The organism is Actinomycetospora endophytica, from assembly GCF_021026375.1.
GTDB lineage: Bacteria > Actinomycetota > Actinomycetes > Mycobacteriales > Pseudonocardiaceae > Actinomycetospora > Actinomycetospora endophytica.
In genome coordinates, this window is the sequence record NZ_JAJNDB010000002.1 from 454,249 (window position 1) to 469,302 (window position 15,054).

At 76.0% G+C, this 15,054-nt stretch carries 12 protein-coding genes; 1 reads left to right on the forward strand and 11 read right to left on the reverse strand.

Annotated features, from left to right (window positions below; translation table 11 throughout):
• Positions 1-19: 19 nt before the first annotated feature.
• Genes LQ327_RS13070 through LQ327_RS33895 form a run of 3 tightly spaced genes read right to left on the reverse strand, consistent with a single transcriptional unit; the run spans position 20 to position 4,245 of the window.
• A complete protein-coding gene (locus tag LQ327_RS13070; RefSeq protein WP_308286301.1) occupies positions 20-799 on the reverse strand; it encodes an SDR family NAD(P)-dependent oxidoreductase in 780 nt (259 codons plus the stop codon).
• Positions 742-1,701 carry a DMT family transporter gene (locus LQ327_RS13075; RefSeq protein ID WP_230734177.1) on the reverse strand — a complete coding sequence of 320 codons (960 nt, stop codon included), beginning with the start codon at positions 1,699-1,701 and terminating at the stop codon, positions 742-744. Before LQ327_RS13075 ends, LQ327_RS13070 begins: the two co-directional genes overlap by 58 nt.
• Positions 1,702-1,734: 33 nt before the next feature.
• Positions 1,735-4,245, reverse strand: coding sequence for a WS/DGAT domain-containing protein (locus tag LQ327_RS33895; protein WP_269069881.1), 2,511 nt, complete (start codon positions 4,243-4,245; stop codon positions 1,735-1,737).
• Between the two features lie 17 nt (positions 4,246-4,262).
• Between LQ327_RS33895 and LQ327_RS13090 the strand changes: the two genes are divergently transcribed.
• Positions 4,263-5,336, forward strand: coding sequence for an MGDG synthase family glycosyltransferase (locus tag LQ327_RS13090; protein WP_230734179.1), 1,074 nt, complete (start codon positions 4,263-4,265; stop codon positions 5,334-5,336).
• Here the strand turns inward: LQ327_RS13090 and LQ327_RS13095 are convergent.
• The 8 genes from LQ327_RS13095 to LQ327_RS13130 all read right to left on the reverse strand — a co-directional run bounded on the left by LQ327_RS13095 (position 5,333) and on the right by LQ327_RS13130 (position 14,976).
• Positions 5,333-5,995 carry a VC0807 family protein gene (locus LQ327_RS13095; RefSeq protein ID WP_230734181.1) on the reverse strand — a complete coding sequence of 221 codons (663 nt, stop codon included), beginning with the start codon at positions 5,993-5,995 and terminating at the stop codon, positions 5,333-5,335. The genes LQ327_RS13090 and LQ327_RS13095 overlap by 4 nt on opposite strands.
• Positions 5,996-6,097: 102 nt before the next feature.
• A complete protein-coding gene (gene hpnH, locus LQ327_RS13100; protein WP_230734183.1) occupies positions 6,098-7,114 on the reverse strand; it encodes an adenosyl-hopene transferase HpnH in 1,017 nt (338 codons plus the stop codon).
• 2 nt (positions 7,115-7,116) lie between these two features.
• Positions 7,117-8,712 carry a 4-hydroxy-3-methylbut-2-enyl diphosphate reductase gene (ispH, locus tag LQ327_RS13105; protein WP_230734185.1) on the reverse strand — a complete coding sequence of 532 codons (1,596 nt, stop codon included), beginning with the start codon at positions 8,710-8,712 and terminating at the stop codon, positions 7,117-7,119.
• Entirely contained in the window at positions 8,709-10,655 is a 1,947-nt protein-coding gene (gene shc / locus LQ327_RS13110; protein WP_230734187.1) for a squalene--hopene cyclase, read from the reverse strand. Before shc ends, ispH begins: the two co-directional genes overlap by 4 nt.
• Before the next feature lies 1 nt (position 10,656).
• Positions 10,657-11,676, reverse strand: coding sequence for a polyprenyl synthetase family protein (locus LQ327_RS13115; protein ID WP_230735068.1), 1,020 nt, complete (start codon positions 11,674-11,676; stop codon positions 10,657-10,659).
• Between the two features lie 77 nt (positions 11,677-11,753).
• Entirely contained in the window at positions 11,754-13,145 is a 1,392-nt protein-coding gene (gene hpnE, locus LQ327_RS13120) for a hydroxysqualene dehydroxylase HpnE (protein WP_230734190.1), read from the reverse strand.
• Positions 13,145-14,098 carry a squalene/phytoene synthase family protein gene (locus LQ327_RS13125; protein ID WP_230734192.1) on the reverse strand — a complete coding sequence of 318 codons (954 nt, stop codon included), beginning with the start codon at positions 14,096-14,098 and terminating at the stop codon, positions 13,145-13,147. The genes hpnE and LQ327_RS13125 overlap by 1 nt, the downstream gene beginning before the upstream one ends.
• Positions 14,095-14,976, reverse strand: coding sequence for a squalene/phytoene synthase family protein (locus LQ327_RS13130; RefSeq protein WP_230734194.1), 882 nt, complete (start codon positions 14,974-14,976; stop codon positions 14,095-14,097). Before LQ327_RS13130 ends, LQ327_RS13125 begins: the two co-directional genes overlap by 4 nt.
• Between the last annotated feature and the right edge of the window lie 78 nt (positions 14,977-15,054).

Genomic DNA, 15,054 nt, shown 5'->3' on the forward strand with positions numbered 1-15,054 from the left:
CTATAGCGTCAATTAGTGCTCACAAGCGCGGAGCGCACCTCCGGAACACTCCCGGCGCCGCCCCCTGCACCACCGACGCGACCTGGAGCCAGCGCGGCACGAACACTTCCGCCCGGTCCCGCTCCACCGCGCGCAGGGTCGCCGCCGCGACCCGGTCCGCCGGCACCGGCCGGGGGAACGACCGGTCGTAGCCCCGCCGCGCCAGGAACGGGGTGTCGACCGCGCCCGGCAGCACGGTCGTGACCCCGACGGCGGGTTCCTCCAGCCGCAGCGCGTCGGCGAACGTCCGCAGGGCGGCCTTGGCCGCCGAGTACGTCGCCTCGCCCGCGACCCCGATTGCGGCGATCGATGCCACGAACACCACGTGCCCACGCGCCCGCCGCACCGCGGGCCACAGGGCCCGGGTGAGCTGCACCGGGGCCACCAGGTCGGCCGCCAGCACCGCGTCGACCTCCGCCTCGTCGACGCCGGAGAACGGCCCCGCCGCCCCGATCCCGGCGGCGTGCACGACCAGCCCGACCCCGTGCTCGTCGCACGCCGAGACCACGGCCGCGCGACCCGCCGTCGTCGTGAGGTCCCCGACGACGGGGTGCGCCCCGGTCGCCGCCGCGACCGCGTTCAGGCGGCCGGCGTCCCGACCGGTCACCACCAGCGGCGCGGACCGTCCCGCGAGCCGGTGGGCGATCGCCGCACCGATCCCGGACGAGGCGCCGGTGACGAGGGCCGGAGCGCCGTCCGGGGTCATCCGGGGCAGCTGCTCGAGGCCGACGATTCCGGTGCCGGGTCGTGGTGCTCCCACGTCGCCGCGTCCTCGGGGGCGTCGCCGCGGCGCAGCAGGACGGTGCTGCGCAGGGTCACCGACGCGATCCCGGCGAGCACCACGACGCCCGCGATGGCCTGCCCGGCGATGAGCGGGCCGGTGGTGTCGAGGCTCTCGCCGAGCCAGGCGATCCCGGCGAAGACGCCGACGATCGGGTCCGCCGTGGTGATGACCGCGACCGACGGCGAGACCAGCCGACCCTGCTGGAACGTGTTCTGGCTGAGCAGGAAGCCCATCGGGCCGATGATGCAGGCGGCGTAGAGCGCGGGCGTCGTGAACAGTTCGCCGAGCCCGCCACGCACCGCCGTCGTCACGGCCTTCATCAGCGCGGCGGTGACCCCGAAGAGGATGCCGGTGCCGAGCGCCAGCGCGAGGATCCGGGTCGGGTTCGAGATCACGCGCGCGTAGATCAGGCAGCCGACGACGAGGACCACGATCGTCACCAGGAACGCGGGGGAGTCGGTGACGTCGAGGTGCTCGCCCTCGGGCGCGGCCACCGGGCGGGCCTGCAGCAGGAATGCCGCCAGGCCCGCCGCGGTGAACAGCCCGCCGACGACGACCCAGCGGTCCGGGGCCCGGCGGTGCAGCAGCGCGGAGAACACGCCCGCGAAGACGACGCCGGTGACCAGCAGCGGCTGCACCACGGTCAGCGGTCCGAAGGCCAGCGCGACGAGCTGCATGGACAGCGCCAGCACGGTCATGACGAGCCCGAGCAGCCACCACGGGTGACGGATGAGGTCGACGACGAGCCGCGGGCTCAGCGTCGACGACACCGGCACCTCGTGCGTGGCCCGTTGCTGGGCAGCGCTCGCCATCCCGAACCCGGCGGCCCCGACGACCGCGGCGGGCACGGCGACGAGCAGCGAGACGGCATCGGTCACCGCGGTACGCCTCCGAGCAGTGTCCGCCCCTGGTCAGCGGACCGTGTCCAATCTGCGTTCGACCCCATTTTGCCCCTCCGAGGCAACACCTGCTTCACGAATCAGTCCCGCCCACGCTGCGTCGACGCGTCCGGGGAGGTCCCGGCCGCCCAGGACGGCGTCGTCGACGGCCAGCCCGACGCCCAGCGTCCGACCCCAGGCGAGCGCCCCGACCGCGACCCCCACCCCCGGCGCGAGCGGCAGCACCGGCACCACCTCCCGCACCAGGCCGCCCCCGATGTGCAGCGGCCGCCGGACCCCCGGCATGACCGAGACGATGAGGTGGAAGAACCGCCCGTGATAGGTCAGGCGCGCGAACGCCCGCTGCACCGGCCGGGGGAGGCGGCCGAGGCCGGAGAGCACCGCGGCCGATCCCTCGGCCTGCCCGGAGGCCTGCGCGCGGGCGACGGCGGCGGCGACCGCCGCGACCCGTCGTCGTACCGACGTGGGGGCGATCGGCAGGTCGACCGCGACGGCCGCGGTGCGGTTGCCGGTGTCGGCGGTGCCGGTCCCGGCCCGCAGCCGGGCGGTCAGCGGGACCATGGCCCGCGCCGTCGTCGCGCCCGGGTCCGACAGCGCCTCGGCGACGAGGGTGAGCACGACGGTCGTGGTGCTGGTGTCGAGCGCACGGGCGACGGCACGGACCTCTCCGGCGTCGAGCACCCGGGTGACGAGGCGGGTCGTCGCCGCGCTGCCGCGGGAGCGGTCGCCGAGGGCGCCACGGCGGGCGCCGCCGGCGCGGGCGAGGGCGACGATGCCGGCGGCCCGACGGCGGGTCAGCGCGCGCCGGGTGGCGCGGGTCGGGGCCCCGGGGTGGTCGGGCTCGCGTCGTGACCCGACGGGTACCGTCGCCCCCTCGTCGGTGACCAGGCGCACCAGCGCGTCGGTCACCGCGAGACCGTCGCCGAGGCAGTGGTGGACCGCGGCGAGCATCGTCACCTCGCCCGGCCCGGTACGGCCGAGCGAGATCCGCCAGCCGAGGTCACGGGGATCGACGGGGGCGCCGACGACGAGGTCCGTGGCCAGCGCGTCCGCGTCGCCGCGGTGGAGCACCGGGTCGACGTGGCGGTCCGGGTCCGGGGTGGCGGGCACCCAGCGCGGTGGGCCGGTGTCGTCGAGGCGCCGGGCGAGCAGGGCGACGCCGGCGGCCCGTTCGCGAACCCGGTCGGCGATGAGCGCGGGCCAGTCGGTGGTGTCGTCGTCGGGCACCGCGATCGTGATCCGGGCGCCGAGCACCTGCGGGACCCGCGGGGTGGAGGCGTGCCAGAACAGCGCGTCCTCGGAGCGCATCCGCTCGGTGCGCCCGACGCCGGCGAGCACGTCGGCGAGGTCCTCGCCGGGCGGGCGGGCGCGGAGCGCGGCGACGGCCGCGGCGTGGGTCGGGGGGTCGGCGAGGCGTCGCAGGGCCGCGGTGAGGGCTCGGGGCCCGGCGCATTGGCGGGCGAGGCCGGCGCGGGCGAGCAGCCGGGCGTTGTCGCGGCCGTGGCCGGGGATCGCGTCGACGATCAGCAGCGGGCGGGCGCAGGCGAGCGCTTCGAACGCGCTGGCCCCGCCGCCGGTGGTGACGACGGCGTCGACGGCGCGGGTGATCGTGGCGGGGTCGTCGATCCAGCGGTGGACCTCCAGGCGGCCGGGGTGCGCGGCGGCGAGGGTGTCGAGGCGGGCGCGGGCCGCGGGGTCGGTGGTGGCGACGACGGCGTCCGCGTCGGCGGCGAGCACGGCGGCGGCGACGGCGGGGAGGTCGCCGAAGCCGAGGGAGCCGGCCGCGACGAGGACGCGGATCCGGGGTGCTGTGTTGTCAGCGATGGTCCGTTGCTGACGTCTGGTGGCAGCAACGGACCATCGCTGACGCTCCTCGGGGGCCGGCGGCCGGAACGCCGACACGACCGGCCAGCGCACCACGTGCACCACCGCCCCGGGCGCGGACCGCCGGACCCGCCGCGCGGCCTCCTCGGTCGTGACCAGGTGAGCGTCGAGGTCGGCGTCGCACCACAGCGGCTGCGGCGCCGGATCGGCGGGCACGACGACGGCCCGCGCGGCCAGCGTCCCGGCCCGCCGCAGGTGCCCCAGCCCCGCGACCCCCTCCGGGAACGTGGTCACGACGAGGTCCGGGCGGTGCCGCGCGAGCAGCGGCGCGATCGACCGCGCGCTCCAGAACCCCAGCACCGCCCGCGTGCCCGCGCGGAAGAACCCGACGTGGACGAGCAGCCAGTAGTAGAGCCCGTAGACCCACGGCAGCGCCCGCACGCAGGTCGCGTAGATCCCCGCGAAGGTCCGCGGCGCGCCGCTGCCCATCCCCGCGAGCACGTCGCTCGACACGATCTCGGCGTCCGGCCACCGGCCACCCACCGCCTCCGCGACCGCACGCGCCGCCGCGTGGTGCCCGGCGCCGATCGAGCCGGACAGCAGCAGCACCCGCCGGGGAGCGGCATCGGCCGCGGCGGCGCTAGCGTGCGTCGGTGAGCCGGAGGACGGAGTCGCGACCGCACCGGAGACCGTCGTCATCGCAGGCCCCCTCGCGCGTGCTGCTGCTCTCCGCGCCGGTCGGCGAGGGGCACGTCGCCGCCGCCCGGGCGCTCGCCGCGCGGATGCGCACGGTGTGGCCGGACGCGGCGGTGACCGAGGTCGAGACGGTGGCCGGCGGTCCGCGGCGGACGGCCCTGCTCGGCGCCGCGTACCGGCTCGTCATGCGGGCGGCGCCCGGGCTCTACGGCTTCGCCTACGACGTCCTCGGCCGGCTGCCGCGCCTCGCCTCCGTCCTCCAGCGCCTCGGCGCCCCGGCGACCGCCCGCGCGCTGCGGCCGGTCCTCGCGGCGCAGCGTCCCGACCTCGTCGTCTGCACCTACCCGGTCACCTCCGGCGGGCTCGCGCTGCTGCACCGCCGGGGCGAGCTCGACGCCCGCACCGTCGCGATCGTCACCGACCCCGCCGTGCACCCCTTCTGGGTCTGGCCCGACGTCGACGAGACCTGGGTGATGCTCGACGAGGCCGCCGCCGCGGCGCGGCGTCTCGGCGCCGGCGACGTGCGGGTGGTCCCGCCGGTGGTCGACGCGCGGTTCGTGCCCGGCCCGGCGCCCGACGGCGACGAGCTCACCGTGCTCGTCACGGGCGGCTCGCTGGGCTTCGGGTCGCTCGAGCATGCCGTGGACGCCGTGCTCGACGCCGGGAGCGGGGTCCGGGCGGTCGTGCTGTGCGGGCACAACGACGGGCTGCGGGCGCGTCTCGACGCCCGCGCCGACCCCCGGCTGCGCACCCTCGGCTGGACCGACACCGTGCCCGCCGAGATGGCCGCCGCCGACGCGGTGCTGACCACCGGCGGTGGGATGATCGCGAGCGAGGCGCTGGCCGTCGGCCGCCCGGTGCTCTTCGCGACCCCGGTCCCCGGGCACGGCCGGGCCGGCGCGAGGGCGCTCGAGCACGCCGGGCTCGCCGTCGTGTGCCCGCGGCCCGCGGACGTCACGACGGCCGTCGTCGGGCTGCGGGACGACCCGTCCCGGCGCGAGGCCCTGGCCGCGGCGGCGCGGGCCTTCTCGGCCCGCGACCTCGACGGCGCGCTGGCCGGGCTGGCCGAGCGCGTCCTCGGGAGAGCCCGCTAGGCGGCCGCGGTCGCCGGACCCCAGCGCAGGCGCACGCCCTCGCCGGCCAGCGACGAGCGGAACCACCACAGCGAGATGGCGATCCCCACGCCCACCAGCGCGAACGAACCCGCCGTGGCGACCACCAGGTAGGCCTCGACGGTCGCCACCGCCAGCGCGAGGAGCGTCGTCGCGCCGTTCACGAGGAACACCAGTGCCCACAGCAGCGACACCCGGCGGAAGAACTGCTGGACCTTCGGGCGCGAGGTCAGCGCCTCGGGGAAGGCCACGAAGTCGTCCGCGAGCCGGGCGAGCAGCGGACGGCCGCCGCCGAACAGCGTCACCAGCAGCCCGGCCGCGAAGATGAAGTTCTGCGCGGAGGGCTCGAGGAAGTACACCAGCGCGCTGCCGGTCCAGAGCCCGACCACCGTCCGGACCACGAGGATCGCGGTGGAGATCAGGAGGATCGCCGGCAGCGCCCGGCGCCACAGCAGGCGCGCCAGCACCGCCAGCCCCGACCACGACAGCGCGGCCCAGAGGCCGGCGTCGAAGCCCGAGGTGTGCAGCAGCAGCGCGAAGAGCCCCAACGGGATGAGGATCGACTCCAGCAGCGGCACCACAGCGTGCCGGGCCATCTCCCGCCAGTGCGGGAGGTGGATCGTCGTGCCGTGGTGCGCCATGCGGGAGCGCCGCCTCTCGGCCGGGTACCGGTCGGTGATGACGGTAGCGACTCGGATGACGACACATGGTGAGACCCCCGGATTTCACGGGGTTCTCACGAGTTATCGCGCACCGACCGTGTCCGTCGCGGCCCGGATCGAGTCACGCAGCGAACCCATGGTCGCGAAGACGGCGGACGGCTCGTACCCACAATGGGCCATGCAGTTCTCGCACTTGGAGTTGCGGCCTCGTCCGTACGACTCCCAGTCGGTGTCCTCGATCAGCTCCTGGTAGGTGGACACGTACCCGTCGTCGAGCAGATAGCAGGGCTTCTGCCAGCCGAGGAGCGAGTACGACGGGATCGCCCACGCGGTGCAGTCGAAGTCCCGCTTGCCCTCGAGGAAGTCCAGGAACAGCGGTGAGTGGTTGAGCCGCCACTTCTTGCGGCGCCCGTCCGCGAACGCCTTGCGGAACAGCTCGCGGGTCTGGTCGACGCCGAGCCAGTGCTCCTGGTCGGGCGCCCGCTCGTAGGCGTAGGCGGGCGAGATCTGCATGTTGTCGACGCCGAGGTCGTCGTTGAGGTAGTCGAGGACGTCGATGACGTCCTGCGGGGTGTCGGTGTCGAAGAACGTGGTGTTCGTGTAGACCTTGAACCCCGCCGCCTGCGCCTGCTTGATCGCGTCGACCGCGGCGTCGAATCCGCCGGTCTTGCGCACCGACGCGTCGTGGCGCTCGCGCAGGCCGTCGATGTGCACCATCCACGCGAAGTTCTTGTGCGGCGAGAACTTGTGCAGGTGCTTCGGGAGCAGCAGCGCGTTCGTGCACAGGAAGATGATCTTGTTGCGGTCCAGCAGCTGCCGCACGATCTCGTCGATCTGCGGGTGCATCAGCGGCTCGCCGCCCGCGATCGAGACCATCGGCGCACCGGCCTCCTCGACGGCGCCGACGGCCTGCTCGACCGGCATCCGCTGCTTGAGCAGCGACGCCGGCTGGGCGATCTTGCCGCAGCCCGCGCACTTGAGGTTGCACGCGAACAGCGGCTCGAGCTCGACGAGGATCGGGAACTTCTCCCGGCGCCGGACCTTCTGGGTCATCAGGTAGGTGCCGAGCCGGATGCTCTGACGGAGGGGGAAACCCATGGTCAGCTCACTTCCTTGGGGAGGGTGAAGCGGACGTCCTCGGTCGTGGTCGGCCGGGGGGTGACGGTCACGGGCCCGAGCCCGCGCAGGAGGTCGACGACGCTGCCGACCCCGCCGTCGACGAGGTGGTCGGGTGCCGAGGCGCCCGCGGTGACCGCGACGCGCCGTGCCGCGGCGAGCCAGGACAGGTCGAGCTCGTCCGGGCGGTCGACGCGGCGCGCGGCGACCCCGGCGCGGGCGCCGACCTCCGCGAGCCGCACCGAGTTGGAGGAGTTCGCGGAGCCGACGACGACGAGCCGGTCGGCCTCGGCGGCCACCGCGCGCACGGCGGCCTGGCGGTTCGTGGTCGCGTAGCAGATGTCGGCCGAGCGGGGCTCGACCAGCGCCGGGAACCGCCGGCGGAGCACCGCGGCGATCCGCTCGGCCTCGTCGACAGCCAGCGTGGTCTGCACGGCGGAGGCGACGCGAGCCGGGTCGGCCGCCGTCACGGCCTCCGCCTCGGCCTCGCTGCCCACGACGATCACGGTGCCGCGCGCCTCGACTCCTTCGCCCACGGTGCCCTCGACCTCCTCGTGCTCGGCGTGGCCGATGAGGAACACCGTGGCGCCGTGCCCGGCGTGGCGACGCACGCCGGCGTGCACCTTGGTCACCAGGGGGCAGGTGGCGTCCACGACGGCGAGACGGCGCGAGGCCGCCGTGCGCCGCACCGAGGGCGCGACGCCGTGCGCGGCCAGCACCAGCGTCGAGCCGGTCGGGACCTCGTCCGCCTCCTGGACGAACACCGCGCCGCGGCGCTCGAGGTCGGCGACGACGTGGCTGTTGTGGACGATCTGGCGCCGCACGTACACCGGGGCGCCGTGGCGGTCGAGGGCCTGCTCGACGGTCGCGATCGCCCGCTCCACGCCGGCGCAGAACGAGCGGGGCTCGGCGAGCAGCACCTCCCGGGGGCCGAGGGCGGCGCACCAGGCGGCGAGGACCGGCGCGGCCCGGCGCAGTGCCCGGAGCGCGGCGATCCCGCGGCCGACGGTCCCGGGGTGCACGAGCGGGTGGTGCGGGGTGTCGACGATCGCGCGGACGACGGCGAAGGGGGTGCGGTCGTCGTCGGGGGCGAGCCAGGCCGATTCGGTGTCGACGGCGAGCGGGGCCCGCCCGTCTTGTGTCAGCGATGGTCCGTCGCTGACATCTGACGTCAGGATGAACCGTTCCTGACATCGGGGCTGGCTCAGCGCCGCCCGCTGCGCCCCGGTCACCACGTGGTCGGCCGAGACGATCGGCCCGACGTGCACCGTCAGCCCGGCCGCCCGCAGCGCCGCGGCCAGCAGCGGCGCGCTCGCGACCCGCACCGACCGACCGTCGGGACCCCGCACTTCGTCGGCCACCACCAGGTCACCCGGCAGCAGCCCCTCGGCCGGCGCCCCGGCCACTCCGGCGACGACCCGGGGCCGCGAGCCCAGCCGAGCAGCCGCGGCCAGCGAGCGCCGCCGGCCTGCCCCGGTCCGGACCACGCTCGCCGTCGGGACACACGAGTCCCCCGGCCCCGCGACGGCCCGCCGCTCGATCGCCAGGGGGGTGGCGACGACCGGTCCGGTCTCGATCATGCGGCGCCCCCACCAAGGTCCCAGCCGTGCACCCAGCGGCCCAGCGCCGAGATCGGGAACACCACGCGGTAGAGGTGGTAGGCGATGTAGAAGTCGCCCGGGAAGCCGGTCCCGGTGAACTGCTCCTCGTCCCACCCGCCGTCGGGACGCTGCTGCTCCACCAGCCACCGCACCCCACGCTCGGCGGCCGGACCCCGGTCACCCGCCGCGATCAGCGCCAGCAGCGCCCACGCGGTCTGCGACGGGGTGGAGGCGCCGCGCCCGATCCACGCCGGGTCGACGTAGGAGCGCAGGTCCTCGCCCCAGCCGCCGTCGTCGTTCTGGTGGTCGTGCAGCCAGCGCACCGCCCGCCGGATCGCCGACGACGCCGGGTCCACCCCGGCCGCCACCAGCGCCGGGACCACCCCGCCGGTGCCGTAGAGGTGGTTCGCGCCCCAGCGGCCGAACCACGAGCCGTCGGCCTCCTGCGCGTCGAGCAGCCACCGCACGCCGCGCACGCACACCTCCGACGCGGCTCGACCCTCTGCCGCGAGCGCCTCCACGACATGTCCGGTGACGTCCGCCGACGGCGGGTCGATCACCTCGCCGAAGTCGCAGAACGGCAGCTTGTTGATCAGTTCGCGGGTGTTGTCGGCGTCGAATGCGCCCCACCCGCCGTCGCCGGAGACCATCCCGGCGGCCCAGTCCAGGCCGCGGTCGACCGCCGCCTGCAGCTCCGCCCGCTCGCCGTCGGACTGGCCCTCGTGCTCGGAGCGCCGCAGCGCGAGCACGACCTCGGCGGTGTCGTCGGTGTCGGGGTAGACGTCGTTCTCGAACTCGAAGGCCCACCCGCCGGACCGCAGCTCCGGTCGCTGCACCCCCCAGTCCCCGGTTGCGGTGACCTGCTCGTCGAGCAGCCACCGGGTGCCCGCGACGACGGCGGGGTCGTCGGCGGGGACCGCGGCGTCGTGCAGTGCGTTGACCGCGAGGCAGGTGTCCCACACCGGCGACTGGCAGGCCTCGAGGCGGATCACCGGACCGTCCGGCGAGTCGGTGACCAGCGTGAACCCGTCGAGCCCGGCGATCGCGGCGCGCACGGCCGGGTGCTCGCGCGGGTAGCCGAGCAGCACCAGCGCCATCACCGAGTACACCCACGGCGGCTGGATGCCGCCCCACCCGCCGTCGGCCTCCTGGCGGGCCAGGATCCACTCGCCGGCCTTGCGCATCGCGCCTCGGCGGATCGCCGCCAACGGGCCGCGGCGCGCCGCCCGTGCGTAGGCGTGCAGCCCGACGTCGAGCCGGGAGAAGAACCCCGACCACGTCCAGATCGGCGCCCACGACGGCGGCGCGGCGCCGGTTCGCAGCTCGTCGACGCCGAAGTCGACCGGGTGCGTCGGCCGCAGCGTCGAGACCACCGTCAGCGGCACCACCGTCTGGCGGGCCCAGCACGCCCAGTCGGACACGTTGAGCGGGAACCAGCGCGGCAGGTGGATCAGCTCGGGCGGCATCGCCGGCAGGTCGTCCCAGGACCAGAGTCCGACCAGCGCGAGCCAGATGCGGGTGAACACCCGGGTCGACTCCACCCCGCCCTGCGCCCGGACGAACGCGGCGGCGGCGAGCATCGACGGGTCGGCGGCGTCCACACCGGCCAGCCGCAGCGCGACCCACGCCTCGGCGGTCGTGGAGAGGTCACCCGGGCCGCCGGCGAAGGTCGCCCAGGTGCCGTCCGCGCGCTGCTGGGAGCGGATCCAGCGGGCCGCGCCGGCGGTGCGGTCGTCGTCGGAGATGTCGAGGACGTGCCGGAGCATGAGGTCCTCGGCGTCCATCGTCACGTTGGTGTCGAGGTCGCCCTTCCACCACCCGGCCGCGTCCTGACGCGAGCGCAGGTGGTCGATCCCGGCCTCGAGTGCGTCCGCCGCGGTGCGGACGTCGGTCGAGGCGGCAGCGGGAACGGACAGCGTCAACTCAGGCCTCCCGGTCGGCGAGGTGACGGCCGAGCGCGACGAGCTCGGCCCGGGCCCGCGTCGTCGCGGGGTCGGTGGTGGGCAGGTGGACGGCGAGCGTGGCCAGCGCGGCCTCGGCGGCGGCGAGCCGACGACGGGCCTCGGCGCCGGCCCAGGCGCGTCCGCCGCCGGTCTCGACGAGGGCGGCGCCGCGGCGCAGGGTGAGCTCGTCGTCGGCATCGGCGGGCCGGGTCAGCCACGCGGCGAGGTCGCGCCCGGCGTCGCCGCCGTGCACGACGGCCCACGTGACGGGCAGCGACTTCTTGCGCTCGCGCAGGTCGGCGAGCACGGGCTTGCCGGTGACGGCGGGGTCGCCCCAGATGCCGAGGAGATCGTCGACCAGCTGGAAGGCCAGCCCCAGCTCCTCTCCGAAGTTCCGGAGCGCGGCGCACGCGGAAGCCGGTGCCCCGGCGAGGACCGCGCCGATCTCGGTGCTCGCGCCGAGCAGCGTCCCGGTCTTGCCGTGTGCCATCGCGAGGCACTCGTCGACCCCGACGCCGTCCCGGCCGGCGAACGCCACGTCCGCGACCTGACCGCCCACGAGCTCGCGCACCGTCCTCGTGAGCAGCAACGCGGCGGCCGGCGCCGGAACGTCGAGCAGCACCTCCTGGGAGAGCGCGAGCATCGCGTCGCCGGCCAGGATCGCCGCGGGCGCGCCCCAGACCGACCACACCGTCGGGCGGTGCCGGCGCTCGGTGTCGCCGTCGATGAGGTCGTCGTGCACGAGCGAGAAGTTGTGCACCAGCTCGAGCGCCACCCCGCCGGGCACCGCCACGTCCTCCTCGGCCCCGCACGCCCGGGCCGCGAGCAGCGCGAGCGCGGGCCGCAGGGCCTTGCCGCCGCCCCGCGACGGTCGGCCCGCGGCGTCGACCCACCCCAGGTGGTAGGCGGTCTGGGCGGCGCTGGCCTCGTCGAGGCGCGGTACCGCCGCGCGCAGGGCGGGCTCGACCAGGTCCCGGCAGCGGCGCAGCACGGCCGTCACGTCCACCGTCGTCGGGTCCGGCGCCACCGCCGTCGTCGGGGGAAGGAGCGCACCCGCCCCGTCGGTCGTCGCGGCGGTCATGCGGCGACCCGCGCGCGGTCGTCGTGTCCGGGGAGTCGGTCGTGGTGTCCCCGGGTCACCACCGCGGCCGCGGTCTGTCCACTGCGCACGGCACCCTCCATCGTCGCGGGCCATCCGGTGTCGGTCCACGCACCGGCCAGCGCGAGCGCGGGCAGCGCGGTCCGGCCGGCCGGCCGCCGGGCGCCGCTGCCCGGGGCCGGCCGGAACGTCGCCCGGGGCTCCCGGGTGACGAAGCCGTCGAGCAGGCGCGCGGCCGCTGCGCGGGGCAGCAGGCGGGCGAGCTCGGTGCGGAAGTGCTCGACGAGCGCCGCGGCGCCGAGGCCCACGTACTCGTCGGCCGCCGAGAGGGAGACGACGAGGTACTGGGCGCCGTCCGGCAGTGCACCGTGGGCGGCCGAGCGGTCGAAGACCCACTGCATCTCGGTGTCCAGGCCGGCCGCGAAGGGCACGTCGAGCACCGGGCGGTCGAGCACCAGGTGGACGTCGACGATCGGGCTCGCGCCCAGCGCCTCGGCGGCGGCGCCGACCTGCGCGCCGACCGGGTCGGGCAGCAACGCGGCCGCCTCCTCGGGGGGCAGCGCGCTGATGACGGCGTCGACGGCGAGGACGTCCTGTGCCCCGTCACGACCGGCGACGGCGACCCGCCACCCGCCGTCGTCGGGAGCGAGGTCACGAGCTACGTCGCGGACCCGGGCGGCGAGGCGCACCCGCACCCCGGCGTCGTCGAGGGCGCGGCGCGCGGCGGTGTCGTGCAGCTCGCCGAGCGGGACGGCCGACCAGCCGATGTCGGCGGCATCCGGCTCGCCGAGCAGCCCGATGCGGAACACCGTCGCGGCGAGCGCGAGCGACGCGTCGTCGGCGCGGGCGTTCAGCGTCGGGGTGCCGATGAGATCCCACAGCGCGCGGGTGGCCGCCGGGCCCTGGCCGTGGCGGCGCAGCCACTCGCCGAAGCTCTGGGCGTCGACGGCGGGGTCGGCGGGATCGAGGCGGCGCAGCGCCGCGGCCGCACGGGGGAGGGCGAGCCGTTCGCGCCACGGCACCGGGTCGTAGCGCAGCAGCGCCCGGGCGAGGTGCAGCGGCGCCGGGACCCGGTCGCGGCGGAGTCGGGCGGGCGGGGCGCCGGGGCGGAGCACCGTCACGTCGAGCCGCTCCTGCAGCGTCGTCGAGCCGGTGACGTCGAGGCGGGCCAGCAGCCCGCGGTAGGCGTGGCAGCAGCGCAGGAAGACGTGCTGGCCGGTGTCGACGTGCGCGTCGCCGCGCCGGAACGACCCGGCGAGACCACCGAGGCGGGCACGACGCTCCAGCAGCGTCACCTCGTGCCCGTCGTCGGCACAGCGCAGCGCGGCGGACACCCCCGCGAGCCCGCCCCCGAGGACCGCGATCCGCATCACCGCACCACGCCCCTCCGGGGACCGGCGGCGTCCATCCCGGTCAGGGCCCGGACGGCGACCAGCGCCTTCTGCGGGGCGGACAGCGAGAGCCGCCGGTCGTAGATCCGGCGCGGGTCGGCGGTGATGTCGTCGAGCAGGCGGCGGTAGATGCCGGCCATCGCGGTCGTGCACGCGGCGCTGCGGCGGTCGAGCATCCCGACCAGCTGCAGGCCCTCGTCGTACCAGCCGCGGGCCCGGACGGCGCTGTCGCGCAGCAGGTCGGCGAGGGCACCCTGCGGGTCGTCGAGGACCCCGTCGGAGCGCACCCGCAGCGTCACGCCCGCCGACGCCAGCTCGTCGGCCGGCATGTAGATCCGCCCGTTCAGGAGGTCCTCGCGGACGTCGCGCAGGATGTTGGTCTGCTGCAGCGCGAGGCCGAGCGCGTCGGCCAGCTGCGGGGCGTCGCCGTCCGGGTCCGCGCCCGGTCGGGTCCCGAACACCCCGAGACAGAGGCGCCCGACCGAGCCCGCGACGCACCGGCAGTACCAGAGCAGGTCGTCGAAGGTGCGGTACGGCGCCGACGCGGTGCCGGTGCGCGCGAAGGCGTCGTCCGCGGCGACGTCGGCCGCGACCCCGTCGACGAGCTCGTCGAACGCTCCGAGCGGGATCGGGAAGCGCCGCGTCGCGTCGGCGACCGCGATCATCACCGGGTCCTCGCCGGGATCGTCGACGAGGCTCGTCAGCTGGGTGCGCAGCTCGGCGAGCGCGGTCTGTTTGCGGGCGGTCTCGCCCTGTTCGTCGCCGAGGTCGTCGACGCGGCGGGCCAGCGCATAGACCGCGCACAGGGCGGCCCGGCGGTCCGGGGGCAGGAGCCGGATCCCGTAGTGGAAGTTGCGGGCCTCGGTGCGGGTGATCGCCTCGCAGGTGGCGTAGGCGCGTACCGTGCGGGGATCCGTCACGACGGTGGTCACGGGCGGGGACCTCCTGTCCTGCGGGTGCTTCCGAGTCCGAGCCGGGCCAGGTGGCGGACGACGTCCCGACGACGGGTGCGGGCGGTCCGGCCGAGGACGTCACCGCCGGTGCGGTCGACGGCGTCGGCTGCCGCGAACCCGCCCGCGGCGTAGCCCGCGACGGCGAGCCGGGCCGCGCCGTGCAGCCGGCCGACGAGGGCCGAGCCCGTCCGGAGCTGATCCCGGGCGGCGGCGGACTCGGCCAGCACGAGGCGGCGCAGCGCGGGGGAGGCGGTCGGGGCGTCGAGGTCGGTCTCGGCGACGCCGGCCGCCTCGCGGGCGTCGGCGGGCAGGTAGATGCGGCCGCGCCCGCGGTCCTCGCCGACGTCCTGGAGGTGCTCGAGCAGCTGCAGGGCGATGCACACGTCGTCGGACGCGGCGAGCATCGCGTCGGTCGGGTCGATCTCGAAGGCCGCGAGGACGAGCCGCCCGATGGGGACCGCGGAGAGCCGGCAGTAGCCGATCAGCTCGTCGCGGGTGGCGTAGCGGGTGACGGTCTGGTCGACACGGTTGGCCGCGACGAGGTCGTGGAACGGCGCCACCGGCAGCAGGCCGACGTGGGGTGCGAGGGCGCCGATCACCCGGGCGTGGGGCGCTCCGCCGGCGAAGACCCGGTCAAGATCCTCGTCGAGCGCGTCCAGCGCGGCGAGCCGCTGAGCCGGATCGGCCTCGCCCTCGTCGCCGACGTCGTCGACGGTGCGGACGACGTCGTAGACGGCGCGCAGCACCGCGCGCCGGCGGGCGGGAAGTATCCGCAGGGCGACCGGAAAGTTCTCTGCGCGTTCGGCGACACGTAATCGCGACATTTCGTCGACCACGGCCCCCGCGCGTTGCCCCATGGCCTCGATGTTGCTTGTGGGGCACGCGACAAGTCTTGACCCGGACGATCAGTTCGAACGCCCGTTTTTGTCATCGCG

What these genes read in the sequence shown, in the direction of transcription:
- LQ327_RS33895 (WP_269069881.1), bottom strand. Translation starts at nt 4,245, where the DNA reads ATGACGACGGTCTCCGGTGCGGTCGCGACTCCGTCCTCCGGCTCACCG.
- LQ327_RS13095 (WP_230734181.1), bottom strand. Translation starts at nt 5,995, where the DNA reads ATGGCGCACCACGGCACGACGATCCACCTCCCGCACTGGCGGGAGATG.
- hpnH (WP_230734183.1), bottom strand. Translation starts at nt 7,114, where the DNA reads ATGGGTTTCCCCCTCCGTCAGAGCATCCGGCTCGGCACCTACCTGATG.
- ispH (WP_230734185.1), bottom strand. Translation starts at nt 8,712, where the DNA reads ATGATCGAGACCGGACCGGTCGTCGCCACCCCCCTGGCGATCGAGCGG.
- hpnE (WP_230734190.1), bottom strand. Translation starts at nt 13,145, where the DNA reads ATGCGGATCGCGGTCCTCGGGGGCGGGCTCGCGGGGGTGTCCGCCGCG.
- LQ327_RS13130 (WP_230734194.1), bottom strand. Translation starts at nt 14,976, where the DNA reads ATGGGGCAACGCGCGGGGGCCGTGGTCGACGAAATGTCGCGATTACGT.